This window comes from Klebsiella sp. JB_Kp031 (assembly GCF_040064295.1).
Taxonomy (GTDB): domain Bacteria; phylum Pseudomonadota; class Gammaproteobacteria; order Enterobacterales; family Enterobacteriaceae; genus Klebsiella; species Klebsiella quasipneumoniae.
On record NZ_JBEAJW010000001.1, the window covers coordinates 55,763 to 79,000 of the forward strand.

Below are 23,238 nucleotides of genomic sequence, written 5' to 3' on the forward strand. Positions count from 1 at the left end.
GCACGGCTTCCCGCCGCCGCCTATCGTTCTAAAGAACGTCATTCTTCCGGACGATATTCAACGCCCGCGCGGCGTGCTGTGATGAGGCACTTGAGCGAGGCAAGACCACAGGGTAACGCGATGAACATCAAAATCGATGCGCTGAACTACTACGGCGCGACGAAGAAATACCACCTCCATTTTCCGGTGCTGCGGGAAGATATTGAAGCCGACGTGGTGATTATCGGCGGCGGCTTCTCCGGTATTAACACCGCCCTTGAGCTGGCGGAACAGGGCATCACCAACGTGGTGGTGCTGGAAGCGCGCCATCTCGGCTATGGCGGCACCGGGCGCAATGGCGGCCAGGTGATGGCCGGTATCGGTCACGACATCGAAGCGGTGAAAAAGCACGTCGGCAAAGAAGGGCTGGAAACGCTGTTTAAAATAGCCAACCTTGGCGCGGGCATCATTCGCGAACGCATCCGCAAATATAATATCGACGCCGATTTCGTCCCCGGCTATGGCTATCTCGCTTATAACCAGCGGCAACTGAAAACGCTGCGCCAGTGGGAGAAGGAGTTTAAGGCTGCCACCCCGGATGAAGAGATCGAGCTGTATACCGGGAAAGAGGTGCAGCAGGTGGTGGGCTCCGAGGTCTACTGCGGCGCGCTGAAACATATGGGCGGCGGCCAGATCCATTCGCTCAATATGCTCCTCGGCTCGGCGCAGGCCGCCCATTCGCTGGGAGTGAAGATCTTCGAATCCTCGCCGGTGGTGGAGGTGAATTACGGCAAACAGGTGCGGGTACGTACCGCGATGGGCAGCGTCAAAGCCGCCAAACTGCTGTGGGCCTGCGACAGCTTCCTCAACAATATGGAGCCGGAGATCTACAACAAAACGCTGGTCACCTACTCCTATCAGGTATCGACCGAGCCGCTCTACGATGAATTGATCGAGCGCATCAGCCCGCTGCGCGGCGCCTTCAGCGATATTCGCCCGGTGATTAACTACTACCGCGTCACCCGGGAAAACCGCCTGCTGTTCGGCAGCGCCACCCGCTTTGTGGAGTATACGCCGAACGATTTCGCCGCCTGGAACCGCACCCTGCTGGCGGAGGTCTTCCCCTATTTGAAGGATGTGAAGATCGATTTCGCCTGGGGAGGGCCAATGGCCTGTAGCGCCAACCTGTTCCCGCAGATCGGCACGCTACGCGATCACAACAACGTCTTTTACGTCCAGGGGTACTCCGGCTTCGGCGTCACCCCATCGCACATCGTGTGCAAAATCCTCGCCGAAGGGATCAACGGCGGTTCAGACCGCTATCGTCTGCTGAGCAGCATCCCCCACGCGACCATCCACGGCCGTGACAGCCTGCGCCTGCTGCTGGTCACCGCCGGAAAATTGATGCATCAAACCGCCGGTTTCTGGAAAGGCCGGAGTTAACCAGGAGAACGCTATGCACGCTTTTAAACTTAAACACCCGGTGCCCGACCTGCAGCCAATCGGCAGCGTCAGCCTGCTCGGCGCGACGCCGACCGCCGGCGACCCGCAGGTGGCCGGGGCGATGATCTACGGCGAGCCGCAGGATGCCTTTACCTGCGGACTGTTTTCGTCCACTGAGGGGAGCTTTACCATGACCTATCCGTTTACCGAACACGCCACCGTGCTGGAAGGCGAAGTAGAGCTGACCGTCGCCGGCGGTGAACCGCAGCGCTTTGCGCCAGGCGATAGCTGGTTTGTTAAACAGGGCACCGAAGTGGAGTGGAAAATCCTGACGCCGCGCTTTGTGAAGCACTACCTGGCGAACGTCGAGACGCGCTAACGCGCTGATACTGCCCGGCGGCGCAGGGGGGGGACCCGGAGGCGACGCATTGCGCCTTCTCCGGGCTACCAAATCGCACAGCGCTGTAGCCCCGGTAAGCGGCAGCGCCACCGGGAGTTTTGAGGCCGCCAACACCGGCAGTTTCAGTCAGCATGGTGAATAAATTAAAGGCAGGCCGCGCGGATCGTAGGCCGGGTAAGGCGCAGCCGCCACCCGGCAGAAACAGGCGCAACGTGGCAAGACGGATGGCCCCGGTTTTCGGGGTCATCTTGTTTATCCACCCTCACATTCATGGACTGCGTCACAGAATCATGCGCCACCCTCCACCTTCCGGACGATATTCGTTGAGTAGGATGCCCGCCTAAATTATGACTATCCGGGAGTGGCGCTGGCTATTCCCTGCCCTACCCCATTATTGTGCAGAGGTTGACTATGTTTAGTAACAGACTTGCCAGCCATCTTGAGCGCGGCGTCGTCGGCTTCCCGACCACCCTCGCCAGCTCCGTCGGGCTGATTATGGCCAGCCCGGTGATCCTGACGGTGACCAGCGGCTTCGGCATGGGCGGCGATACCTTCGCGCTGGCGGTGCTGCTGGCCTTTATTATGATGCAGGCGCAGGTCACCACCTTTGCCGAGGCGGCAACGCTCATTCCCACCACCGGTTCGGTGTACGACTATATCTCCTGCGGCATGGGCCGCTTTTTCGCTATCACCGGCGCGCTGTGCGCCTATCTGATCGTCCATATTTTCGCCGGGACGGCGGAGACGATCCTAGCGGGCATTATGGCGCTGGTGAACTTCGAATCGATCAACGCCCAGATGGCCGCTCACCAAAACACCTGGATGGTGGGCGTCGGCATGGTGGTGATTTTCGGCCTGCTGAACGCCATCGGCGTGGAAATCTTCGGCAAGGTCGAAGTGGTGCTGACCTTCGGCATGTGGACCACGCTGACCATTTTCGGCCTGTGCGGCATTTTTATGGCGCCGGTGACCCATCTTTCCGGCTGGTTCGGCACGCCGCTGAACGTTAGCGATATCAACGGCCTGTTCGGCTATATCGGCATGGCGATGTTTATGTTCGTCGGTTGCGAACTGGTGACGCCGATGGCGCCGGAGATCAAACAGGCCCACCGCACCATACCGCGGGCGATGGCGCTGGGCCTGCTGGGGGTCGCCAGCTGCATGTTTATCTACGGTGCGGCGATCAACCGCCAGGTGGAAAATACCGTGCTCGACGCGGCCAACAACGTCCATCTGCTGGATACGCCGATGGCGATCCCGGCCTTCGCCGAGCGGGTGATGGGCCACGCCGGCCAGTACTGGCTGGGGGTCGGGCTGCTGCTGGCGGGCTGCGCCACCATCAATACGCTGATGGCCGCCGTGCCGCGCATTATCTACGGTATGGCGCTGGACGGCGCGCTGCCCCGCTTCCTGACCTGGCTGCATCCGCGCTTTAAAACGCCGGTAATCGCCATCGCCATCGGGGTGGCGATCCCCTGCCTGCACGCCTGGTATCTGAACGGCGATCTGGACCGCATCGTGCCGCTGATCCTCGCCGCGGTCTGCGCCTGGGGCGTCGCCTATCTGCTGGTGACGCTGTCGGTGGTGATGCTGCGCATTCGCCGCCCGGACCTGCCGCGCGCCTACCGCTCGCCGTGGTTCCCACTGCCGCAGATTATCTCCAGCGTCGGCATTATCATCGCTATCGTCAATATCACCCCGCCGGGGATGGACAGTCGCCAGGTGCTGGTGCCGTTCGGCATTATGCTCGGCCTGACCGCCGCCTACGCCCTGTTCTGGACGGTGTGCGTGCAGCGCGTCAATCCGTTCAAGCCGCTGGTGGTGGAAGAGGTAGTGGAGCGCGCCATCAACAACTACGAAAAACAGACCCGCGGGGAGATGACGCCAGATGTCCTCCGTCCCCTGGTTTGAAACGCCGTTAATGAACGCGGTGCAGCGCGATCTGGCCGGCTGGCCCTGCGAAAAGCTGAGCGAGCGCAGCGCGCTGCTGCGCTTGAACAACGCCACCGCCGTGACCTTCAGCGTGCGTCAGAAGCGGCTGTTTATGGCCAGCATTCACAGCTGCGAGTTTGTCGTCGAGGGGCCGGTGACCCGGCCCGTACGCGGTAAAATTCGCGCCCATCAATCCGGCTGGTGGAAACGCCAGCCGATCCGCTTTATCGGCGGCAAAGGCAACGAGGCACTCGCCGGCTATCTCAATGGTTTCCCTAATCTCCAGCAGACCTTAAGCGAGCTGGACTACCGCCGCTTTTCGCTGACCTTTGACGGTCGCGGCTGGCGCTGCAGCATTGAACCCTGGGCCGCCAGCGAAGTGGTCTGTAAAATGCCGCCGCTGCGCCGTTATCTGCGGCTGGAAGCGCAGCAGCGGATGCTGCTGCTCAGCGTGCTGGCGATGATCGATCAGGCAGTAAGTCTGTGGATGCGCGGTGAAATCGTAGAAGAGAAAGCATTGACTTCCCCGCCATCACCGCGGGGAAGCTGAGGCGTTTTATAGCAGGCCAAACTGCTGCGCCAGCCGATCGAGAGCCTGCCTCTGGAACTGCGCAAACTCTGCCCGCGGCTGTTGTTGTTGAATAAATTCCCGCAGCGGATCCTGGACCTCGGTGCGGATGCCGCTCAGAGCCTCCATCACCGCCAGGCCGCAGAACGGCACGTAGGATTCGGCGTAGCCGCCTTCGTGCACCATCACCAGTTTCCCGCCGCACAGGCGATCCGCCGCCTGCTGGACCTGTTCAGTCATCGCCCGGAAGCTGTCGCTGTGCAGCTGCATGCGCGCCAGCGGATCCATGGCGTTGGCATCATAGCCGCAGGCGATGATAATCAGCTCCGGCTCAAAGCGCGCCAGCGCCGTAATAACGATGGTTTCCAGCGCATAGCGCCAGCTGTCATCCCCCGCGCCGGCCAGCAGCGGAATATTGATGTTGTAACCCTCCCCCGCCCCCACGCCGCGATCCTCCTCGCCAGAGTAGCCCGGCGGGAAGCAGCCGTCCTGATGCAAGGAGATAGTCAGCACGTCGTCGCGCTGCAGGTAGATGTGCTGGGTGCCGTTGCCGTGGTGAACGTCCCAGTCAATGATCGCCACCTTGCCGAGCCCGAGCAGCGCTTTCGCTCGCTCCACGGCAATGGGGATATTGGCAAGAAAACAGAAGCCCATCGACTGGTCCGGCAGGCAGTGGTGTCCGGGCGGACGCGACAGCGAATAGGCGTTATCCAGTTCCCCCTTCAGCACCGCTTCCACCGCCGCGCAGGCCAGCCCGGCGGAAAGACAGGCGATTTCATAACTGCCCGGCCCCAGCGGCGCCTCTTTGCCGAGCATGCCGCCGCCGTTATCGCTAATCGCCTTGAAGCGCTCCAGATAACTGTCGGGATGGATCCGCCGCAGGTCCGCAAGGCTCGCCGGCGCCGCGCTGCGCAGCGCCAGCTGTGGCGTCAGCCCGGAGACATCCATCAGGTTTTTCATCCGCCGTTTGGTCTCCGGCGATTCGGCATGACCGCCGCCGGCGGGTGGCTGTACCCACCCGCCCACCGGCAGCGTCACTGCGTGCAGCCCGGTACTGTGCCAGAAACAACGTTCATCAAAGAAGAAACCGGTTTTTCTTTTCACTCTATCCTCCCGTGGGCTAACCCTTCCCGGCGGCGGAAGCCGCCACAATTAAAATCAGTGACAGCAGCGCGCAGACGCCTGCCGCCGCCAGCAGCGGGTCGGCGCTGGCGAAGCGTTGCAGTAAGGCCCCCGCGAGCGCCGGGCCGGCCGCCATGCCGCCGCCGATCACCAGATTGATGCTGTTCATCAGCCGACCGCTGTTATCGAGCCCGGCGACGCGGGCGAGAATAAAGGGCAGCACGAAGGTCCAGGTGAACTTAAACAGCAGCGCCGCGATGGCGTAGCGCGCCAGCAGCGGCTGGCCAACCAGCAGCCCGACGCTGACTATCAGCAGCCCATAGCCCAGCCACACCGGTAAGCGATCGGCGCGCCGGGTGCCGCGCAGGGCCGCGCCGCCGGCGCCGATAATGCCGCAAACCGTCGCCGCCGCCAGCACCAGCCCCACCTGCGTCGGGCTCAGCCCCGCCGTGCTGCCGATGGTGCCGATAAAGGTCCACACTGCGCTGAGGCTGATATAGAAAGTGAGCACCGCCAGCACCGCCAGCGCCTGACGCCACAGCGCCGTCGACGGCTGCTGGCGGGAGGCAGAGAGCGGTTGAAAGCGCGGCGGGAAAGCGGACACCAGCGGCAGGCAGCAGAGCATGATGGCGGCGAGGATCAGATACACCACCTTCAGGCCAAAGGTCGCGAACAGGCCGGGCAGCGCCAGCAGGCCAAGCATCCCCAACAGCAGTTGCCCGAGCACCCAAAAGGCGTAGACCCGCGACGGGTTCGGCGTTCCCGCCGCGCAGCTGATGCACAGAATCATCAGCGTGCCGCCCGCCAGTGAGGCGATAAAGCGCGCCGCCAGCAGCGTCTCATACTGGGTGACCACCGCCGAGGCGAGGTTGGCGGTCAGAAACACCGCCCCGGCCATCAGGGCGACCCGCCGCCAGTCGAGGCGACTCATCCACCACCACGCCGGGAGCGTCGCCAGGCTCATCGCCCCCAGCTCCGCTGAGAACAGCCAGCCTACCTGCCTGGGTTTTAGCTGCCATTCGCTGGCCAGCTGCGCCGCCACCGCCGGCGCGGTCATCAGAATACCCGGCGCAATAGCGGCAAAAATCACAATCGCCGCCAGCAAACGCAGGGACACCACCAGCCCGGCGGGCCGGGAAAGCGCATTATCAGTGACAGGTGTACTCGACATCGTAGGGCGTGCTCCGGTCAAAAAAGCCTCCCCCCGGAGGATCCTCCAGGGAGTGATACCCACAGGCATCAGGAAAACGCCGTGTTGCCACGGCGCGCGCGGGATGTGAAAGTCAGATCACAGATGCAGCGTACGCTGAGCAGCCGGCATCCAGGTTCGGGAAACCAGTTCGGTACGATTGACCACTTCGGTCTTGGCGAAGATATTGCGCAGGTGCGTTTTCACCGTCGAGAGCGAGATATCCAGCTGGCGGGCAATCAGCTTATTACTGGCCCCTTCGCGCACCATGCCGACGATTTCCCGCTCTTTGGCGGTCAGGATAGCGGGCAGGTCATCTTCTTCCTGCAGGCAGTCGCGGATCGCCAGCTCCACCAGCGGCAGCACCGCCTGGGCCCGATGACGCTCTTCGCTGGAGAAAGGCACGTCGCGCATCAGCGAGATACCGGCGATGATCCGCCGCTCGCGGCGGATGAAGATCTCGGTCATGTCACGCACGTTATTCGGCAACATAAATTCATGATAATAATGCCGGTTGCGATCGCAGAGCCGCGGCGTCATCGCCGCCACGGTGGTGTTCTGGTGGCTAAAGTGCGCCGGTAAATGCGGATCCAGCGGCTGGAAGTTTTCCAGATATTGTTGGTGCGTATTATCGGAAATATTATGCAATATATAGTTTTCGGGTTTTAACCGGTTATTTACTCGATAAAACACCGCTGAAGTCAGTGGAATTAACTGAGATATAGTCTGTAAACAACGGGCTATTATCGCATCATTACGGCTGGCTTTTAACAAAGCAGACATGATAGGGCCTCCCCGTCGAGATGATGGTGCATGACACATGGATGACTACCGATAATTGAAGCATACATTTCACATTTAAGTAACACAATCATTAACATATTAACAATGTGATAGCCGTTACAAAATTTTCAGCAATACATTGTTATATAAAGCATTTAAAAAACACACTCGCCATGCCTTACGATAGCGGCGTTAAAACATAAACAAAAAAGATTAATACCCGGCGTACCTGCCTCTGGTGATAAAAAAAACCTATCCCGGACGCGTCTCTCTCATCCTTAAGAACGATGGATTTCTGTTTTTTTTCACTTATACCCTTAACAGGATGCCATTAATTTTCGCCGCGGCTTAATCATGTGATTACGCCTGACCCGCTGTTGCCAAAATAATAGCAACAGCGCCGGTCATTAACCGAGGATAAGCCGATGCTGAATATCGCCGCCCTGCGCCAGCAGCAAATTCCGCTGGCCGCTGAGCCGCGCTCGCCGGTGCCGTTTCATATTCTGATGAAGCCGATTGGCCCCGCCTGCAATCTCGCCTGCCGCTACTGCTATTACCCCCAGGATGAAACGCCGGTCAACAAAATGGACGAGGCGCGGCTGGAGCAGTTTATCCGCCGCTACATCGCGGCCCAGCCCGTCGGCGCGCGGGAAATCAACTTTGTCTGGCAGGGCGGTGAGCCGCTGCTGGCCGGCCTGAGCTTTTACAAAAAAGCGCTCGCCCTGCAGGCGCGTTATGCCCCCGACGGCGTCACCATCAGCAACAGTCTGCAGACCAATGGCACGCTGATCAACGACGCCTGGTGCCGGCTGTTCCGCGAGCATCGCTTTATTATCGGCTTGAGCCTCGAAGGCAGCGAAGCGCTACAGGACCAGCATCGTCCGGATAAACGCGGCCGGGCCAGCTGGCCGGCGGCACTGCGCGGCATCGGCTTTCTCCACCAGCATCAGGTGGATTTTAACCTGCTGGTGGTGGTGCATAACGAGATGGCGGCCCACGCGGCGGCGATTTATGACCGGCTGGTCAGCCTCGGCGCGCGCTATCTACAGTTTCAGCCGCTGATGAGCGAAGGCGCAGCGTTGCGCGAGGGCTATCAGCTGAGTGCCGATAACTGGGGGCGTTTTATGGTCGGCATCTGGCGGCAGTGGCAGAAGCGCTGCGACAAGGGGCGGGTGTTCGTCATCAATATCGAGCAGGCGTGGGCGCAGTACTTCACTCACACCAGCGGCAGCTGCGTGCACAGCGCCCGCTGCGGCAGCAATCTGGTGATGGAGCCCGACGGAGAGCTCTACGCCTGCGACCATCTGATCAACGCCGAACATCGGCTGGGCCGCCTTGACGACATGACGCTGGCGCACGCGGTCGACGCCTCGGTGCAGCTGCCTTTCGGTCAGCAGAAAAGCCTGCGCCGCGAATGCCAGACCTGCGCGGTCAAAATGGTCTGCCAGGGCGGCTGCCCGGCGCATCTGAACGCCGCGGGCAACAACCGCCTCTGCGGCGGCTACTACCGCTTCTTTAGCGAAATTCTGGCGCCCGTGCGCCCCTTTTCCCGCGACCTTCAAGGGCTACAAGCCTGGCGGGCCGCGTTTGTCGGGGCCGCGCATCCGGCGTAGCCCATTGCTCTGAAAGTGATACCCGCAGAAACAGGAGAATCCGTTGTGAATAAAACAGCCATGGCCGCGGCGGTCAGTGTGATCCTCGCCGGTGGCGCGCACGCCGCCCAGCAAGAGCGTCCGAACGTCATCGTGATTATCGCCGATGATATGGGCTACTCTGACATCAGCCCCTTCGGCGGCGAAATCCCCACCCCCAACCTGCAGGCGATGGCCGAGCAGGGGATGCGCATGAGCCAGTATTACACCTCGCCGATGTCGGCCCCGGCGCGTTCGATGCTGCTCACCGGTAACAGCAACCAGCAGGCCGGGATGGGCGGTATGTGGTGGTACGACAGCACCATTGGCAAGGAGGGCTACGAGCTGCGGCTGACCGACCGCGTCACCACCATGGCCGAGCGTTTTAAAGACGCGGGCTATAACACCCTGATGGCCGGCAAGTGGCACCTCGGTTTTGTTCCCGGCGCCACGCCGAAGGACCGCGGCTTTAACCACTCCTTCGCCTTTATGGGCGGCGGCACCAGCCATTTTAACGACGCCGTCCCGCTCGGGACCGTTGAAGCCTTCCACACCTACTACACCCGCGACGGCGAGCGCGTCTCCCTACCGGATGATTTCTACTCCAGCGAGGCCTACGCCCGGCAGATGAACAGCTGGATTAAAGATACGCCGCCGGAACAACCGGTCTTCGCCTGGCTGGCCTTCACCGCCCCGCACGACCCGCTGCAGGCGCCCGACGAGTGGATCAAGCGCTTCAAAGGCCAGTATGAGCAGGGTTACGCCGAGGTCTATCGCCAGCGCATCGCCCGCCTGAAAGCGCTGGGAATTATCCATGACGACACCCCGCTGCCGCACCTTGAGCTGGATAAAGAGTGGGAGGCGCTGACCCCGGAGCAGCAGAAATATACGGCGAAAGTGATGCAGGTCTACGCGGCGATGATCGCGAATATGGACGCGCAAATCGGCACCCTGATGGAGACGCTGAAACAAACCGGGCGCGATAAAAATACCCTGCTGGTCTTTTTAACCGATAACGGCGCCAACCCGGCGCAGGGTTTTTATTACGAATCTACCCCGGAATTCTGGAAGCAGTTCGATAACCGCTATGACAACATCGGCCGCAAAGGCTCGTTTGTCTCCTACGGCCCGCACTGGGCCAACGTCAGCAACGCTCCCTACGCCAACTACCATAAGACCACCAGCGCCCAGGGCGGGATTAACACCGACTTTATGATCGCCGGTCCCGGGATCACGCGCCACGGTCACATCGACGCCTCGACGATGGCGGTGTACGACGTAGCGCCGACCCTGTATGAATTCGCCGGTATCGATCCGAACAAATCGCTGGCGAAGAAGCCGGTGTTGCCGATGATCGGCGTCAGCTTTAAGCGCTATCTCACCGGCGAAGTACAGGCGCCGCCGCGCGGGAAATACGGCGTTGAGCTGCACCATCAGGCGGCGTGGGTCGATGGTGAATGGAAGCTGCGGCGGCTGGTGCCGCGGGGCCTCACCGCCGGTGACGCGCCGTGGCAGCTGTTTAATCTGCACGACGACCCGCTGGAGACCCATGACGTCGCGGCCCAACATCCCAATCGGGTCAAAGCGATGAGCGAGGCCTACGAGGCGTTCGCCAGACGCACCATGGTCACCAGGGCGCAGGGCAAGATGATCGATTACGTCGGTATTGACAGCAAAACCGGACGCTATCTGGCGGTCGATCCCGCCACCATGAAGCCGGTTCCGGCGCCGCAGGCGATCCCGGTGAGCGAGATCCATTAACCCCGCGGCTATCGTTCTTCCGGGCGATAGCCGGGAGCTGACGCGCTTTTTAAGGTAATCGGAAACCCCATTACAGGAGAGAGCGAATGGCGAGAGTCGTGGTGATCACCGGCGGCGGAACCGGAATTGGCGCCGCCTGCGCGCGGCTGATGCGCGCCGCGGGCGACCGGGTGTTTATTACCGGACGGCGCGAGGCGCCGCTGCAGGCTGTCGCCGATGAGACCGGCGCCACGGCGCTGATGGGCGATGCCGCCGACGGCGAGGTGTGGCGCCAGCGGCTGTTGCCGGCCATTCTCGACCAGAGCGGCGGTGTTGATGTCCTCATCTGCAGCGCCGGCGGGATGGGCAACAGCCCCGCCGCCGAGACCAGCGACCGCCAGTGGCGCGAGGCGCTGGACGGCAATCTCACCAGCGCCTTCGCCAGCGTTCGCGCCTGCCTGCCCTCGCTGATTACCCGCCGTGGCAACGTGCTGTTTGTCGCCTCCATCGCCTCGCTGGCCGCCGGTCCGCAGGCCTGCGGCTACGTCACCGCCAAACACGCCTTAATCGGCCTGATGCGCTCCGTCGCCCGCGATTACGGTCCCCAGGGGGTGCGCGCCAATGCCGTCTGCCCCGGCTGGGTCACCACGCCGATGGCGGATGAAGAGATGCTCCCGCTGATGCAGGCGGAAGGGCTATCGTTGACTGAGGCTTATCAGCGAGTCTGTCGCGACGTTCCGCTGCGCCGCCCCGCCAGCCCCGAGGAGATAGCCGAGGCTTGTCAGTTTCTCTGTTCGCCGCAGGCCGCCATCATCAGCGGCGCCACGCTGGTCGCCGACGGCGGCGCCAGTATCGTCGATGTTCCCACTCTGGCGTTTGCCTAACGCCCTACTCTGTTCAGGAGCCCCTATGACTTCAGAAGCCGTATTTATCCAGGTCGGCGCGCTGGCCGATGGTTTTGCGCCACACGGTAATTTACTCGCCACCGCCAGCCTGCCCGCAGGCGAGCGCTTTACCTTTTATGTCGCCGGAAGTGAGCCGCAGCAGCTGATCATCGAAGATGAGCAGACGCTAAGCTGGAACGGCAAGCGCGCCCCCTGGCGGGCGACCGCCCTGCGCCCGGATATTCTGTTTATCGACTTCCTTGACCCGGAGCGGGATAACGCCAGCGTCAGCGCGGTATGCAACCTGACGCAGCGCAACGCCACCCTGGTCTACGGCCAGCTGCCGGACGAAGCCGCCGCGCGGCTGGACGCTTTCAGCCGGGTGGAGCGAGGCCTGCCGCTGACCGCGGTAGAAACGCGCTTTGTCTTCGCCCGCCTGGATGCGCAGCCGGGGCCGCTGCCGGGCTTTACCGATGCGCTGGTCGGCATGCGCAATCAGTACACCTACAGCCCGACTGAGCGCTATGAGCACATCTATCTCAACGATAATTTTTACGCCTGGCAATGTCTGGACGGCGTGGAAAAAGGGCTGGCGGATGTTGACCGCTGCCACTACGTGCAGGTGGCGGAGGATCTCTATCTGTTTGTCTGGCGCGAGAAAATCATTCCCACGCTGGGGGTGATCCTGATCGATCTTCAGCAGATGCGCACCGACGGCAAGATCATGGGCTATCAGGGCAGCGACTTCGGCGCCCTCAGCAATTTCCCGGTCGGCGCCAGCGCGAAGATCCTCAACCTCACCCGCCATCAGGAATAAAGGGCCGCCGCCGGGCACGCTTTCAGGCCCCCTGCCCGTCATGTTGCCGGGTGGCGGCTGCGCCTGACCCGGCCTACAGGGTTCGTGCGACCTGTCCTTGATTTACCCACTTGCGCGACTGAAACTGCCGGTGCTGACGGCCTCAAAATCGCTGAGACGTTCCCGGAAGGCCGGGGCAGCCCGCATGGATGCGGGCTGAGGGCCGTGTTTTGCACGGACGCTGCCTCGGCCCGACCCGAAGCCTGCAGGGATAAGTCGAAGGGACCGCGCAGCGGCGATTTTGCTGGCCGGAGCCCGGGGGTACAGGGGGCGGCGGCGACTGGCCGCCCCCTGTGCGCTCCCAGCGCCATAAGAGACATAGCGCAGAAGACATATCGGGAGCGCAATCTGTCCGGAAATCACATAGAAGTTGTAGCCCTGCCAGGCGCATTGCAAACAGGGAAATTGACGATTGTGCCGTTATTTCGCCGGGTGGCGGCTGCGCCTTACCCGGCCTACGGGCTCCTCTCACAGGCTGACACATCGTAGGCCCGGTAAGCGCAGCGCCACCGGGCGATGACAGCGGGTACGGAGCCGCTTTTGTGCCGGGTGGCGGCTGCGCCTGACCCGGCCTACAGGTCCCTGTCACAGGCTGACACATCGTAGGCCCGGCAAGCGCAGCGCCACCGGGCGATGACAGCGGGTACGGAGCCGCTTTATGCCGGGTGGCGGCTGCGCCTTACCCGGCCTACGGGGTCCTCTCACAGGCTGACACATCGTAGGCCCGGTAAGCGCAGCGCCACCGGGCGATGACAGCGGGTACGGAGCCGCTTTTATGCCGGGTGGCGGCTGGCGCCTTACCCGGCCTGAGGTCCGCGTCATTTGTCCACCCTCTCCCCGCCGGGAAGAGGGCGTGACTCAGGCGCTAGCGCTGTCCAGTCGCGCCACCTGCTCCGCGCTCAGGCTCAGCGCCACCGCGCGGGCAAAACTTTCCACCTGGGCCACGCTGGTGGCGCTGGCGATCGGCGCGGTCACCCCTTCGCGGCCGATCAGCCACGCGAGGGCCACTTCCGCCGGCTTCGCCCCCTGCTCATCCGCAACCGCCACCAGGGTATCGATAATCCGCATCCCGCGCGGATTCAGGTACTTACCAATCCCCCCTCCGCGCTGGCTCTGCGCCAGGTCCGACGGCTGACGGTACTTACCGGTTAAGAATCCCGAGGCCAGGCTGTAGTAGGTCACCACCCCGATATCGCGGCTGACGCAGAGATCGCACAGCGCGCCTTCAAACGCGGAGCGGTGATAGAGGTTATATTCCGGCTGCAGCACCTGCCAGGCAGGCAAGCCGCCCTTGCGCGCTACCTCCAGCGCCCCCGCCAGCTGCATTGCATCGAGGTTAGAGGCCCCCATCGCGCGAATTTTCCCCGCCTGTTGCAGGCTGTGGAAAGCCTCCAGCGTTTCCGCTACCGGGGTTTGCGGATCCGGCCAGTGGGAAAAGTAGAGGTCGATATAGTCGGTATTGAGGCGGCGCAGGGAGTCGTCTACCGCCTGCTGGATCCAGGCTTTGCTGAGTCCCTTATGGCCAGGAAGGCCGAGATCGGAGCCGACTTTGGTGAAGATTTTGACCTTATCGCGCATGCCGGGACGCGCCTGCAGCCAGCGGCCAATAATGGTTTCGGATTCGCCGCCCTGGTTGCCCTCTGCCCAGCGGGAATAAACATCCGCCGTATCGATAGCGTCAAAGCCGTGGTCAACAAAAGCATCAAGAAGGGCAAAACTGGTTTTTTCATCAATGGTCCAGCCAAAGACGTTACCGCCAAACACTAACGGGGCGATGGAAAATCCGGTTTTGCCCAAGGGACGTGTCATCATGCCGAGTACTCCTTAGCTTATATTCTGCTTCCCTCAGGTAACCACAGGGGTCAGGAGAGGAGGTCGATTGGATAATCAGAAAAGGAATCTTACGGCGGGCGATCCATGCCCGCGGGTACACTCAGACATTATGTCCCGGAATAAACATCAAAGCTAAAATATTTGCTGGCTAATTTTTTATAGGTGCCGTCGGCAAGGATCTTCGCAATCGCGCCGTTTATTTCCTGACGCAGCGCCTCATCGTCTTTACGTAAGCCGATAGCCGCCCCGGCGCCAAACAGCGTATCATCCTGCAGATGGCCGCCGACAAAGGCGAATTCCTTACCCTGCGGCTGCTGCAGGAAGCTGTAGTCGGCCATCATGCCGGAGAGCACCGCGCCGTCGATGCGCCCGGACTCCAGATCGCGCACCACGCTATCGGCCCCCTGGTAGGCCACAATGTTGATCCCCTGCGGACGCCAGTGCTGATTAACGTAAGTCTCCTGCGCCGAGCCCTGCTCGACGCCAATGGTTTTGCCCTTCAGCTGCTCCGGCGTATTGCCTTTCAGGGTATTTTTACGCGCCACGAGGAACACCGGCCCGTTATACAGCTTGTCGCTAAAGGCAATCTGCGCTTTACGCTTCTCGGTCATGTACATCCCGGAAAGGATGGCGTCGAATTTCCGCGCCTTCAGCGCCGGGATAATGCCGTCGAAATTGCTTTCCACCCACACGCATTTCGCCTGCAGCTGCTGGCAAATGGCGTTGCCTAAATCGATATCAAACCCCGCCAGCTTGCCCTGCGGATCCTTCCATTCAAACGGCGCGAAGGTCGGGTCGACGCCAAAGCGGATCGCCTTTCCCCCTTCGGCCAGCGCCGACGTCGACGCCATTAACGCCAGCCATAGCAGTAGTGATTTTTTCATTCCAGTTCTTCTCCAGAGGTTAACGGCAGTGCTTTTCCACCAGACGGGCGAACAGCGTCGCGCCGGTGGTGATAATGTCATCGTTGAAGTCGTAGCCGGGGTTATGCACCATGCAGCCGCCTTTCTCCCCCTTCTCGCCGTTGCCCAGCAGGAAGTAGCAGCCCGGACATTCGCGCAGCATAAAAGCGAAATCCTCACTGGCGTTCATCGGCGAGACCGACTCCAGCACCCCTTCGCGGCCAAACACCTCCAGAGCCAGCGCTCGGGCGAAGTCAGTCTCTTCAGGGCTGTTGGTTAATACCGGGTAGGAGTCGTAAACCTCCACCGCGCTGCTGGCGCCATAGCTTTTAGCGGTAAATTCGCTGAGCTCGTGAATACGTTTGATCAGCAGGTCGCGGATTTCCGGCTTCATCGCCCGCACGCTGAGCTCCATCACCGCGCTCTCCGGAATGACGTTGGAGGCGATACCGGCCTGGAAGGTGCCGACGCTGACCACCGCCGTTTCGCCCGGCGGCACGTTGCGCGCCACGATGCTCTGCAGGGCCATCACCAGCGCCGCGCCGGCGACGATCGGGTCGACGGTGCGCTCCGGATGGGCGCCGTGGCCGCCGTAGCCGGTAAGGGTGATTTTGACGGTATCCGCCGAGGCCATAAAGTTGCCGGCGTAGAAGCCCAGCTTGCCCACCGGCAACCCCGGCATGTTGTGCAGACCGAAAATGCGTTCGCAGGAGAACTGCTCAAACAGGCCGTCTTTAATCATTAAATCGGCGCCGCCGATAGCCTCTTCCGCCGGCTGAAAAATCAGATGCACCGTGCCATTGAACTGACAGGCCGGCGAGGCGATGTATTTCGCCGCCGCCAGCAGAATGGTGGTATGGCCGTCATGACCGCAGGCGTGCATTTTCCCCGACACCGTACTGGCCCAGGGTAAACCGGTGGTTTCCTCGATCGGCAGTGCGTCCATATCGGCGCGCAGGCCGATGGTGCGCGGCGAATCGCCTTTGCTCAGGCTGCCGACCACCCCGGTCTTGCCGAGGCCGCGCGTCACCTGATAGCCCCACTCGGTCAGCTTGCTGGCGACCAGTTCGCTGGTATTAAACTCTTCCAGACTTAATTCCGGATTGGCATGTAAATAATGACGCAGAGAAATCATTTCCGCTTCCGTCGCTTTAATTTCTGGAATTACATAATCACTCATGCCGCTCTCCGGGAAATATCGTAAGGACTTAACACGGTATCGTGGTGAAAACTTTATGCAAGCAGGATTTCTAATATCGGAAATGACGGCATCTTATTTAATAATGCGTTCGCGGCAGTGTAAAAAGCATTCGAAACGGTGAAATTTAAAAATAAATGTTTATTTTATGGAGGATAAACCGTTATTTACCCTACTATTTCCGGCCGTATTCAGATTTAAATAAAAAGACTTCTATGAGATTACAGACGCTTTTCCTCGTCGCCATAACCGCGCTGGCGGGCTGCAGCGCGCAGGGGGATACCGCCAGCCAGCAGCGGGCCAGTATTCAGAAGATGCGCAACGAAACCCTCAATAAACTTTACACCCTGCAGCCCGAGGCCCGCAGCGATATTCAGCATGCGAAGGGTTATGCGGTCTTCGCCAACAACAGCAGCAAGATCCTGCTGTTCGGATTTGGCAGCGGCTACGGCGTGGTGCGGGATAAGGCCACCGGGAAGGACACCTATATGAAAATGGCCCAGGGCGGCGCCGGCCTGGGGATGGGGATTAAACAGCAACGCACGGTGCTGGTTTTTCATGATAAAGCGGCCCTGGAGACCTTTATCCGCCAGGGATATATGGTCGGCGCCGATGCGAACGCCGCGGCGAAATATGATGACAAAGGCATCGCGCCGATCGCCGCCTCCGCGAACGGCGTAGCGAAGGACACCTCCTCGCTGCCGTCAAAAGTGAACGTCTATGAAATCACCGACAAGGGGCTGGCCGCCCAGGCGATGGTCAATGGCTATAAATACTGGCCGGATGACGAACTGAACCCGTAGCCCCGGCGGTGATCCATCGCCGGGTCAGGTGTTCCCTGCCCGGCGTTGGGAGACGTGCATTTAGTGGCCGAGGGCGCCGCTCACCAGAATCGAGGTGATGATCCCGGTCGCCGCGGCGATCAGCACATAGTTACCGTCGATATAGGACCAGTGATGGCCCTCCGGCGGGGGCGGCAGGCCGCGGTCGCTCCAGTCACGGACGCGATACTCATCGCCACGGAACGGCGCCGGAGCCGGGTGGCCTTTGCGGAAATCGTTACCGCGCCAGGCGAAATGGTCCTGCTCATGCCGTGCCTGATCGCGCTTGTCATGCCCGTCACGATCCGGGCCACGCTGGTCATGGTCACCCTGACGATGCGCGTCAGGTCCGCCCTGCGGCGCATGCCCATGATGATCCGAACCGTTCTGCCACACCGTTGGCTGCCCCGGACGATGGCCGTCGTTTGGGCCATCGGCAAAGGCCTGGACGCTCAGCACAGTGGATAATATTACCGCCAGAGAAATCATCTTTTTCATCGTACACCTCCTGATTGAAGTTCTTTGTAACGGGAAAATGTGAAGAAAGAGTGAGTATCCGCTTAACCAGGACGATTCCTGGCATCTGGGGTTTCTGCTGTCGGGGAAGGCATTATGGGGGAGTACGAGCAATAAAAAAGGCCGCTCTCGCGACCTTTATTCAGACTGATATCAGGACTTACTCAGTCACTTTATTTTTTAACTCTTCAGCGCCGGTTTTGGTTTTATCCCAGCCCTTTTCTGCGCCGGATTTGGTGGCGTTCCAGCCTTTTTCGCTGACCTCTTTGGTCTTATCCCAACCTTTCTCAGTCCCTTCTTTGGTCTTGTTCCAGGTCTTCTGCGCGCCTTCGCTCACCTGGCTGCCGACGCTATCCTGTTTGCCTTCGGCCGCATGTTTCGCCTTCAGCTGCTGCTCTTCGCCCTCGTGCTGGGCCTGGTGCAGCTTCTCTTTAGCGGTGTTGGCGTTGGCATTGGCCGCCGCGACGGTATCATCTGTTGCATGTGTTGTCGCAGCAAAAACCGGAGCCGCAACCAGAATAGCCGATAACGCAATCATTGCTTTTTTCATAATATCCTCTCTCACGTGTCGTGTTATGAGTCGTATTCAGGATGGCACAACGAACCGGGGATGACATTAGGAATTAGCCTGAAAAACGTCTTCGACCTGCAACCATGGCAGAAAATGCTGCCGCTGTGCGCCCTGTCGGCGTTGGCATAATTTCCAACATGTTTGTTACATTTCGTGAAATTTGCGCTTGATATACTTGCCGTTGACGTTTACTCGAGAATAATTCTCAGAATCATTATATTTATAAATTGGCAAACGGAACTCATTTTATGGCAAGAAAATCAGTAAGATCGCTGTTGCTTACTGCGCTGATCGCGACTCCCTTCTTCAGCTATGCAACCCAATATCCTCTGACGGTTACTGACCTCGACGGCCGGCAGGTCACCCTGGCTAAAGAGCCGCAGCGTATTATTTTGCAGGATGGCCGCGACATTATGACCCTCGCCCTGCTGGACCGGGACAATCCGTTTAAGCGGCTGGTGGCATGGAATAATCTGGCGAAAAAGCAGGACGTTGCCACCTGGCAGATGCTGAAAACGACGTGGCCGCAGTCGGCTACGATCCTAGACATGGGCTTCAGCGACAAAGGGAACGTCGATCTTGAAAGCGTCATCGCCCGCCAGCCGGATCTGATGATCGCCCAGCTGCGCGCCAGGCCAGCGCTGATGGAGAGCGGCGTCATCGACAAGCTCAGCGCCCTGCACGTTCCGGTGCTGTTTGTCGACTATGAGATCGACCCGGCGAAAGATACCGCTCCCAGCATCGACCTGCTGGGCAAAGTCCTCAACCGCGAGAGCCAGGCCAAAGCCTTTACCGATTACTATCGTCAGCAGCTGCAGTCGATTCGCCAGAAAACCGCGACCATCACGCCGAAGGCCAACGTCTTCGTGGAAGCGCTGGCCGGCAACAGCGACGCCTGCTGCTTTACTCACGGCCACAGCGGCTGGGGCGGGCTGGTGGAGGCGGTCGGGGCGAACAATATCGGTTCGCAGCTGCTGCCGGGCGCCTCCGGGTTCGTCTCGCTGGAGAAAATCATCAGCATGAAGCCCGACGCCTGGATCATGACCGGCTCGAAGCGCGGAAACAGCCAGGTGCTGCCCCTCGGCTATGAGGTTAAGCCGGAGGCGGTGAAAGCCCAGGCGCAGACGCTGCTGGCGCGACCGGGGGTCAGCCAGATCCCGGCGGTGCAGGAAAAGCGGGCCTATGGCGTCTATCACCACTTCTATAACCATCCGTGGAATATTGTCGGCATGGAATATCTGGCGAAAGATATCTATCCGCAGGCCTTCCGCGATCTCAACCCCGATGAGACTTACCATTATATCGTGCGTCACTTCACCGACCTGCCGGACCAGCCGTTCGTCTTTTCCTGGCAGCAGAGCGAGTAATCCGGCATGCGTTTAACCTCCGACTCCGTGCTCGACGAGCTGCCCGCCGGGACTTCTGGCGTGATGGATCATTATCGCCATATCGTGCGTCGCCGCCTGCTGCTGTTGCTGCTGCTGGCGCTGTTGATTGTCGCTTCACTGCTGTTCGATTTTATGCTCGGCCCTTCCGGACTGCCGCTGCAGAGCCTGTGGCAGACGTTAACCGATCCGGCCAGCGCCGATCCGGGCATTCGCGCCATCGTCTGGGATATCCGCCTACCCTATGCGGTGATGGCGATTATCGTCGGTCTGGCGCTGGGACTGGCTGGTGCCGAAATGCAGACCATCCTCAATAACCCGCTGGCCAGCCCGTTTACCCTGGGCGTCTCCTCGGCTGCGGCGTTTGGCGCCGCGCTGGCGATTGTGCTGGGTATTGGTCTGCCTGGTATTCCCGGCCAGTGGTTTATCTCGGCCAACGCCTTTATCTTCGCCCTGCTGGCGGCCCTGCTGCTGGATGGCATTACCCGCTGGACCCAGGTGGCTACCTCCGGCGTCATTCTGTTCGGCATCGCGCTGGTCTTTACCTTTAACGCCCTGGTCTCGATGCTGCAGTTCATCGCCAATGAAGACACTCTGCAGGGGCTGGTGTTCTGGACCATGGGCAGCATCGACCGCGCCTCCTGGAGCAAAGTCGCCATCCTGCTGGTCGCCCTGGCGCTGGTGATGCCCCTGTCGCTGCGCAGCGCGTGGGCGCTGACCGCCCTAAGGCTGGGCGAGGACCGGGCCATCAGCTTTGGCATTAACGTTCGCCGTCTGCGCCTGACCACGCTGCTGCGGATCAGCATTCTGTCGGCGCTTTCGGTGGCCTTTGTCGGGCCAATCGGCTTTATCGGCCTGGTGGCGCCGCATATTGCGCGGATGCTCTTCGGCGAAGATCATCGCTTTTACCTGCCCGCCAGCGCGCTGATCGGCGCCCTGGTGCTCTCCCTGGCCTCCATCGCCTCGAAGAACCTGATACCGGGGGCCATTATTCCGGTGGGGATCGTCACTTCCCTGGTAGGGGTCCCGTTCTTTTTGAGCATTATTTTACGTCACCGGGGGCAAGTATGAGCGACCAGACGTTATCCGGGCTGTCGCTGTCTCACTTCAGCGCTGGCTACCCCAGACGCAAGGTGATCGAGAACCTGACGGTTCCCCATCTGCCGCGGGGGAAAATCACTGCGCTGCTGGGGCCAAACGGCAGCGGTAAATCGACGTTAATGCGAGCGATGGCGGGACTGGGCCCCTGCCGCGGCGAGCTGCGCCTGGAGGGAGAAAATCTGCTGACGCAGCCGTTCTCACGTCGCGCAGAACAGGTGGTCTATCTTCCGCAGACGCTGCCCGCCGGCGTGCATCTGCATGTGCTGGAGTCGATTATCGTGGCCCAGCGCGCCGCCGGGGGACGCCACAGCGCCCAGCAGCAGGAAGAGGTGATGGCGTTGCTGCGACAGCTGGGAATTGCCCACCTGGCGATGAGCTACCTCGATCAGCTCTCCGGCGGGCAAAAACAGTTGGTGGGTCTCGCCCAGTCGCTGATTCGCCAGCCGCGCCTGCTACTACTCGATGAACCGCTCAGCGCGCTTGACCTCAACTACCAGTTTCACGTGATGGATCTGGTGCGCCGGGAGACCCGGCGGCGCAACATCGTGACTCTGGTGGTGGTGCACGACATCAATATTGCCCTGCGTCACGCCGACCACGTGCTGATGCTCAAAGCGGGCCAGCTGCTCGGCGACGGCACCCCGGCCACGGTCATCACCCCTGAGACCCTGGCGGCCGTCTATGGCGTGCGCGGCCGTATTGAACCCTGTTCGCAGGGGGTACGGCAGGTGATTATTGACGGGCTGGTGGACCGCGAGGCCTGACCGCGGCGCGGGGATGGTTGGTCCTCCCCGCGCCCGCCAGCTTAGTGATCGAGATAGATGTAGTTTTCCCAGCTCTTCATGCGGATCAGGATCTTCCTGATCAGCGACAGCTCTTTCAGGTGATCTGAGTAGACCGCCGCCTCGAGGGTAGCACCCTGCGGCAGAGCGTATTCGGCAAAACGTGGATCGGTCACCTTTAGTACCACCAGCGCCCGGCCATGGGTATTGAGCGCGTCCGTGGTCAGCAGTTTGCCCTGGCCCTGAAACTGACTCTCGCCAATCGCCGGCAGCACATCGGCCACTTCCCCGCGGAAGACGGTGCCCGGGATGGCCGGAAACATCAGCTCCGCGGGCTCGCCTTTGTACAGACGCTGCAGGGCGTTCTGGCGAAATGCCGCGACATACTCCCGCGAGGCGTCGCCCTCCACCGGCACAAAGGTCATCAGCGGCAGCATTCCCAGCGCGGTGGACATGGTGCCAGGGCGTAAGCCGACGGTGCTGACATAGCCGTCTTCCGGGGCGCGGACGACGGTGTTATCCAGCTGAAACTGCGCCTTCTGCAGCTGCGCCAGCAGGGAGGCCACGGTGGTATTTTTGCCCTTCACCACCGAGTCCAGCGCGTTACGCGCCTGAACCACTTTCGCCTGAGCCGCGCTGACGCTGGCTTCATCGGCTTTCCACGTCTGCAGACGGGTATCGACCATTTGATCGGAGAAGGCGCCCTGGGCATGCCCCTCCCGAAAGCGGGCATACTCCCGCCGCGACTGGTCGCGCTGAGCCACCGCTCTGCTCAGCTCGGCCTCCGCCTGGCTTAACGCGGCGTTGAGGGAGAGCGCATCCTGGCTGGCCGCTTTAATCTGCGCCTGCAGATCGTCCACCTTTGCCTGGAACGGCGTCGGGTCGAGAGTAAACAGCACATCGCCCTTATGCAGCCTCTGGTTAGGCCTCACCGGTACGCTCTGCACCCGACCGCGCACCTGCGACACAATCGGTACGGTGCGAAACACCTGATTACCGACGTCGGTATAGGGGAAGTTGTAATTCATCCCGAAGATCACCGCGCCAATCAGGGCGATACCGCCGAGCACCGCCGTCGGCACGGTCCACTTATTGAGCGGGATGCGGAAGACTTTAAACACCACGATGCATAGCGCGGCGTAGGTCAGCAACATTAACGTTTCCATTATTTTGCCTCCTTCGCTTTCAGAAGGTCCACTTCGCGCTGCACCTGCTCCAGCCGCTGGACCACCGTTTCCAGACGCTGATGCAGCACCTGCTGGTCGTCGGCGATGCGGCGCATCCCCCATCCGCGGTCTTCGCGCCACAGCGTCGCCCAGATCCACAACAAGGGCCACAGGGCATGCAGGGTAAATAAGCTGACCCAGCCGGCATAATGAATCGCATCCTGATGAGGATGGCGCCGCTCTTTGGCGATTTCATAAGGAATATCGTGAATAACAATCACGCCATAAAAAAGTATTAAGGCCACGGCGATCAGAATCGCCAGCGCCACATAGTCCAGGGTCATAAAATAACTCCAGAGTGCAAGGTTAAATAAATAAAACGGCCAGATTCAGGCATAGCAGGGCCGGGAGAAAACGCGCGCTTAGCGCTTTCCCC

General features: G+C 60.7%; 22 protein-coding genes. 12 read left to right on the top strand and 10 right to left on the bottom strand.

Going from position 1 to position 23,238, the window contains the following annotated elements; genetic code table 11:
• Positions 1-120: 120 nt before the first annotated feature.
• The 4 genes from ABLV64_RS00235 to ABLV64_RS00250 all read left to right on the top strand — a co-directional run bounded on the left by ABLV64_RS00235 (position 121) and on the right by ABLV64_RS00250 (position 4,304).
• Entirely contained in the window at positions 121-1,422 is a 1,302-nt protein-coding gene (locus ABLV64_RS00235; protein WP_348843412.1) for an FAD-binding oxidoreductase, read from the top strand.
• A 13-nt stretch (positions 1,423-1,435) separates the two neighbouring features.
• The gene (locus tag ABLV64_RS00240) at positions 1,436-1,801 is read left to right on the top strand and encodes a cupin domain-containing protein (RefSeq protein WP_002892824.1); all 366 of its coding nucleotides are present in this window, start codon (positions 1,436-1,438) and stop codon (positions 1,799-1,801) included.
• Positions 1,802-2,233: 432 nt separating this feature from the next.
• Positions 2,234-3,733 carry an APC family permease gene (locus tag ABLV64_RS00245; protein WP_002892820.1) on the top strand — a complete coding sequence of 500 codons (1,500 nt, stop codon included), beginning with the start codon at positions 2,234-2,236 and terminating at the stop codon, positions 3,731-3,733.
• A complete protein-coding gene (locus tag ABLV64_RS00250) occupies positions 3,711-4,304 on the top strand; it encodes a DUF3156 family protein (RefSeq protein ID WP_080935934.1) in 594 nt (197 codons plus the stop codon). Before ABLV64_RS00245 ends, ABLV64_RS00250 begins: the two co-directional genes overlap by 23 nt.
• A 6-nt stretch (positions 4,305-4,310) precedes the next feature.
• On the opposite strand, the gene ABLV64_RS00255 is transcribed toward ABLV64_RS00250, so the two are convergent.
• The 3 genes from ABLV64_RS00255 to ABLV64_RS00265 all read right to left on the bottom strand — a co-directional run bounded on the left by ABLV64_RS00255 (position 4,311) and on the right by ABLV64_RS00265 (position 7,416).
• The gene (locus ABLV64_RS00255) at positions 4,311-5,426 is read right to left on the bottom strand and encodes a class II histone deacetylase (protein ID WP_271039998.1); all 1,116 of its coding nucleotides are present in this window, start codon (positions 5,424-5,426) and stop codon (positions 4,311-4,313) included.
• A gap of 16 nt (positions 5,427-5,442) precedes the next feature.
• The gene (locus ABLV64_RS00260; protein ID WP_117137612.1) at positions 5,443-6,615 is read right to left on the bottom strand and encodes an MFS transporter; all 1,173 of its coding nucleotides are present in this window, start codon (positions 6,613-6,615) and stop codon (positions 5,443-5,445) included.
• Positions 6,616-6,732: 117 nt separating this feature from the next.
• Entirely contained in the window at positions 6,733-7,416 is a 684-nt protein-coding gene (locus tag ABLV64_RS00265; RefSeq protein WP_004202446.1) for a helix-turn-helix transcriptional regulator, read from the bottom strand.
• Positions 7,417-7,841: 425 nt separating this feature from the next.
• On the opposite strand from ABLV64_RS00265, the gene ABLV64_RS00270 reads away from it, so the two are divergent.
• The 4 genes from ABLV64_RS00270 to ABLV64_RS00285 all read left to right on the top strand — a co-directional run bounded on the left by ABLV64_RS00270 (position 7,842) and on the right by ABLV64_RS00285 (position 12,488).
• The gene (locus ABLV64_RS00270; RefSeq protein WP_017900833.1) at positions 7,842-9,029 is read left to right on the top strand and encodes an anaerobic sulfatase maturase; all 1,188 of its coding nucleotides are present in this window, start codon (positions 7,842-7,844) and stop codon (positions 9,027-9,029) included.
• 45 nt (positions 9,030-9,074) lie between these two features.
• Positions 9,075-10,808, top strand: coding sequence for an arylsulfatase (locus ABLV64_RS00275; RefSeq protein ID WP_348843411.1), 1,734 nt, complete (start codon positions 9,075-9,077; stop codon positions 10,806-10,808).
• Between the two features lie 86 nt (positions 10,809-10,894).
• A complete protein-coding gene (locus ABLV64_RS00280; protein WP_004202438.1) occupies positions 10,895-11,671 on the top strand; it encodes an SDR family oxidoreductase in 777 nt (258 codons plus the stop codon).
• Between the two features lie 25 nt (positions 11,672-11,696).
• Positions 11,697-12,488, top strand: a complete 792-nt coding sequence (locus tag ABLV64_RS00285) for a MoaF C-terminal domain-containing protein (protein ID WP_017901098.1) — start codon at positions 11,697-11,699, stop codon at positions 12,486-12,488.
• A gap of 897 nt (positions 12,489-13,385) precedes the next feature.
• On the opposite strand, the gene ABLV64_RS00290 is transcribed toward ABLV64_RS00285, so the two are convergent.
• The 3 genes from ABLV64_RS00290 to ABLV64_RS00300 form a co-directional block, all read right to left on the bottom strand.
• A complete protein-coding gene (locus tag ABLV64_RS00290) occupies positions 13,386-14,339 on the bottom strand; it encodes an aldo/keto reductase (RefSeq protein WP_004202435.1) in 954 nt (317 codons plus the stop codon).
• A gap of 128 nt (positions 14,340-14,467) precedes the next feature.
• The gene (locus ABLV64_RS00295) at positions 14,468-15,244 is read right to left on the bottom strand and encodes an ABC transporter substrate-binding protein (protein WP_004202434.1); all 777 of its coding nucleotides are present in this window, start codon (positions 15,242-15,244) and stop codon (positions 14,468-14,470) included.
• Positions 15,245-15,263: 19 nt separating this feature from the next.
• On the bottom strand, positions 15,264-16,442 hold the full coding sequence (locus ABLV64_RS00300) for a M20 aminoacylase family protein (RefSeq protein WP_348843118.1): 1,179 nt from the start codon (positions 16,440-16,442) through the stop codon (positions 15,264-15,266).
• Positions 16,443-16,675: 233 nt separating this feature from the next.
• Between ABLV64_RS00300 and ABLV64_RS00305 the strand changes: the two genes are divergently transcribed.
• Entirely contained in the window at positions 16,676-17,263 is a 588-nt protein-coding gene (locus ABLV64_RS00305) for a YSC84-related protein (protein ID WP_100051316.1), read from the top strand.
• A gap of 60 nt (positions 17,264-17,323) precedes the next feature.
• On the opposite strand, the gene ABLV64_RS00310 is transcribed toward ABLV64_RS00305, so the two are convergent.
• Complete coding sequence (locus ABLV64_RS00310) at positions 17,324-17,779, bottom strand: RcnB family protein (protein WP_048294342.1); 456 nt, start codon at positions 17,777-17,779, stop codon at positions 17,324-17,326.
• Positions 17,780-17,957: 178 nt separating this feature from the next.
• On the bottom strand, positions 17,958-18,347 hold the full coding sequence (locus tag ABLV64_RS00315) for a hypothetical protein (RefSeq protein WP_002892699.1): 390 nt from the start codon (positions 18,345-18,347) through the stop codon (positions 17,958-17,960).
• Positions 18,348-18,616: 269 nt separating this feature from the next.
• Here ABLV64_RS00315 and ABLV64_RS00320 point away from each other — a divergent pair, with 269 nt between their 5' ends.
• From ABLV64_RS00320 to ABLV64_RS00330, 3 genes are read left to right on the top strand one after another with little or no spacing between them, the layout of a single operon-like run.
• Complete coding sequence (locus ABLV64_RS00320; RefSeq protein ID WP_017898794.1) at positions 18,617-19,735, top strand: ABC transporter substrate-binding protein; 1,119 nt, start codon at positions 18,617-18,619, stop codon at positions 19,733-19,735.
• A gap of 60 nt (positions 19,736-19,795) precedes the next feature.
• Entirely contained in the window at positions 19,796-20,824 is a 1,029-nt protein-coding gene (locus ABLV64_RS00325) for an iron ABC transporter permease (RefSeq protein WP_072140534.1), read from the top strand.
• Positions 20,821-21,618 carry an ABC transporter ATP-binding protein gene (locus ABLV64_RS00330; RefSeq protein WP_017898796.1) on the top strand — a complete coding sequence of 266 codons (798 nt, stop codon included), beginning with the start codon at positions 20,821-20,823 and terminating at the stop codon, positions 21,616-21,618. Before ABLV64_RS00325 ends, ABLV64_RS00330 begins: the two co-directional genes overlap by 4 nt.
• A 41-nt stretch (positions 21,619-21,659) precedes the next feature.
• Here the strand turns inward: ABLV64_RS00330 and ABLV64_RS00335 are convergent, their stop codons facing one another.
• Entirely contained in the window at positions 21,660-22,802 is a 1,143-nt protein-coding gene (locus ABLV64_RS00335; protein ID WP_017898797.1) for an HlyD family secretion protein, read from the bottom strand.
• A complete protein-coding gene (locus ABLV64_RS00340; RefSeq protein ID WP_004202413.1) occupies positions 22,802-23,146 on the bottom strand; it encodes a DUF3302 domain-containing protein in 345 nt (114 codons plus the stop codon). The genes ABLV64_RS00335 and ABLV64_RS00340 overlap by 1 nt, the downstream gene beginning before the upstream one ends.
• Positions 23,147-23,238: the final 92 nt, after the last annotated feature.

Excerpts from the sequence above, each read along its gene's own strand:
- ABLV64_RS00235 (WP_348843412.1), top strand. The coding sequence starts at position 121 with ATGAACATCAAAATCGATGCGCTGAACTACTACGGCGCGACGAAGAAA.
- ABLV64_RS00240 (WP_002892824.1), top strand. The coding sequence starts at position 1,436 with ATGCACGCTTTTAAACTTAAACACCCGGTGCCCGACCTGCAGCCAATC.
- ABLV64_RS00245 (WP_002892820.1), top strand. The coding sequence starts at position 2,234 with ATGTTTAGTAACAGACTTGCCAGCCATCTTGAGCGCGGCGTCGTCGGC.
- ABLV64_RS00250 (WP_080935934.1), top strand. The coding sequence starts at position 3,711 with ATGTCCTCCGTCCCCTGGTTTGAAACGCCGTTAATGAACGCGGTGCAG.
- ABLV64_RS00260 (WP_117137612.1), bottom strand. The coding sequence starts at position 6,615 with ATGTCGAGTACACCTGTCACTGATAATGCGCTTTCCCGGCCCGCCGGG.
- ABLV64_RS00265 (WP_004202446.1), bottom strand. The coding sequence starts at position 7,416 with ATGTCTGCTTTGTTAAAAGCCAGCCGTAATGATGCGATAATAGCCCGT.
- ABLV64_RS00270 (WP_017900833.1), top strand. The coding sequence starts at position 7,842 with ATGCTGAATATCGCCGCCCTGCGCCAGCAGCAAATTCCGCTGGCCGCT.
- ABLV64_RS00280 (WP_004202438.1), top strand. The coding sequence starts at position 10,895 with ATGGCGAGAGTCGTGGTGATCACCGGCGGCGGAACCGGAATTGGCGCC.
- ABLV64_RS00285 (WP_017901098.1), top strand. The coding sequence starts at position 11,697 with ATGACTTCAGAAGCCGTATTTATCCAGGTCGGCGCGCTGGCCGATGGT.
- ABLV64_RS00290 (WP_004202435.1), bottom strand. The coding sequence starts at position 14,339 with ATGATGACACGTCCCTTGGGCAAAACCGGATTTTCCATCGCCCCGTTA.
- ABLV64_RS00295 (WP_004202434.1), bottom strand. The coding sequence starts at position 15,244 with ATGAAAAAATCACTACTGCTATGGCTGGCGTTAATGGCGTCGACGTCG.
- ABLV64_RS00300 (WP_348843118.1), bottom strand. The coding sequence starts at position 16,442 with ATGAGTGATTATGTAATTCCAGAAATTAAAGCGACGGAAGCGGAAATG.
- ABLV64_RS00305 (WP_100051316.1), top strand. The coding sequence starts at position 16,676 with ATGAGATTACAGACGCTTTTCCTCGTCGCCATAACCGCGCTGGCGGGC.
- ABLV64_RS00310 (WP_048294342.1), bottom strand. The coding sequence starts at position 17,779 with ATGAAAAAGATGATTTCTCTGGCGGTAATATTATCCACTGTGCTGAGC.
- ABLV64_RS00315 (WP_002892699.1), bottom strand. The coding sequence starts at position 18,347 with ATGAAAAAAGCAATGATTGCGTTATCGGCTATTCTGGTTGCGGCTCCG.
- ABLV64_RS00320 (WP_017898794.1), top strand. The coding sequence starts at position 18,617 with ATGGCAAGAAAATCAGTAAGATCGCTGTTGCTTACTGCGCTGATCGCG.
- ABLV64_RS00330 (WP_017898796.1), top strand. The coding sequence starts at position 20,821 with ATGAGCGACCAGACGTTATCCGGGCTGTCGCTGTCTCACTTCAGCGCT.
- ABLV64_RS00335 (WP_017898797.1), bottom strand. The coding sequence starts at position 22,802 with ATGGAAACGTTAATGTTGCTGACCTACGCCGCGCTATGCATCGTGGTG.
- ABLV64_RS00340 (WP_004202413.1), bottom strand. The coding sequence starts at position 23,146 with ATGACCCTGGACTATGTGGCGCTGGCGATTCTGATCGCCGTGGCCTTA.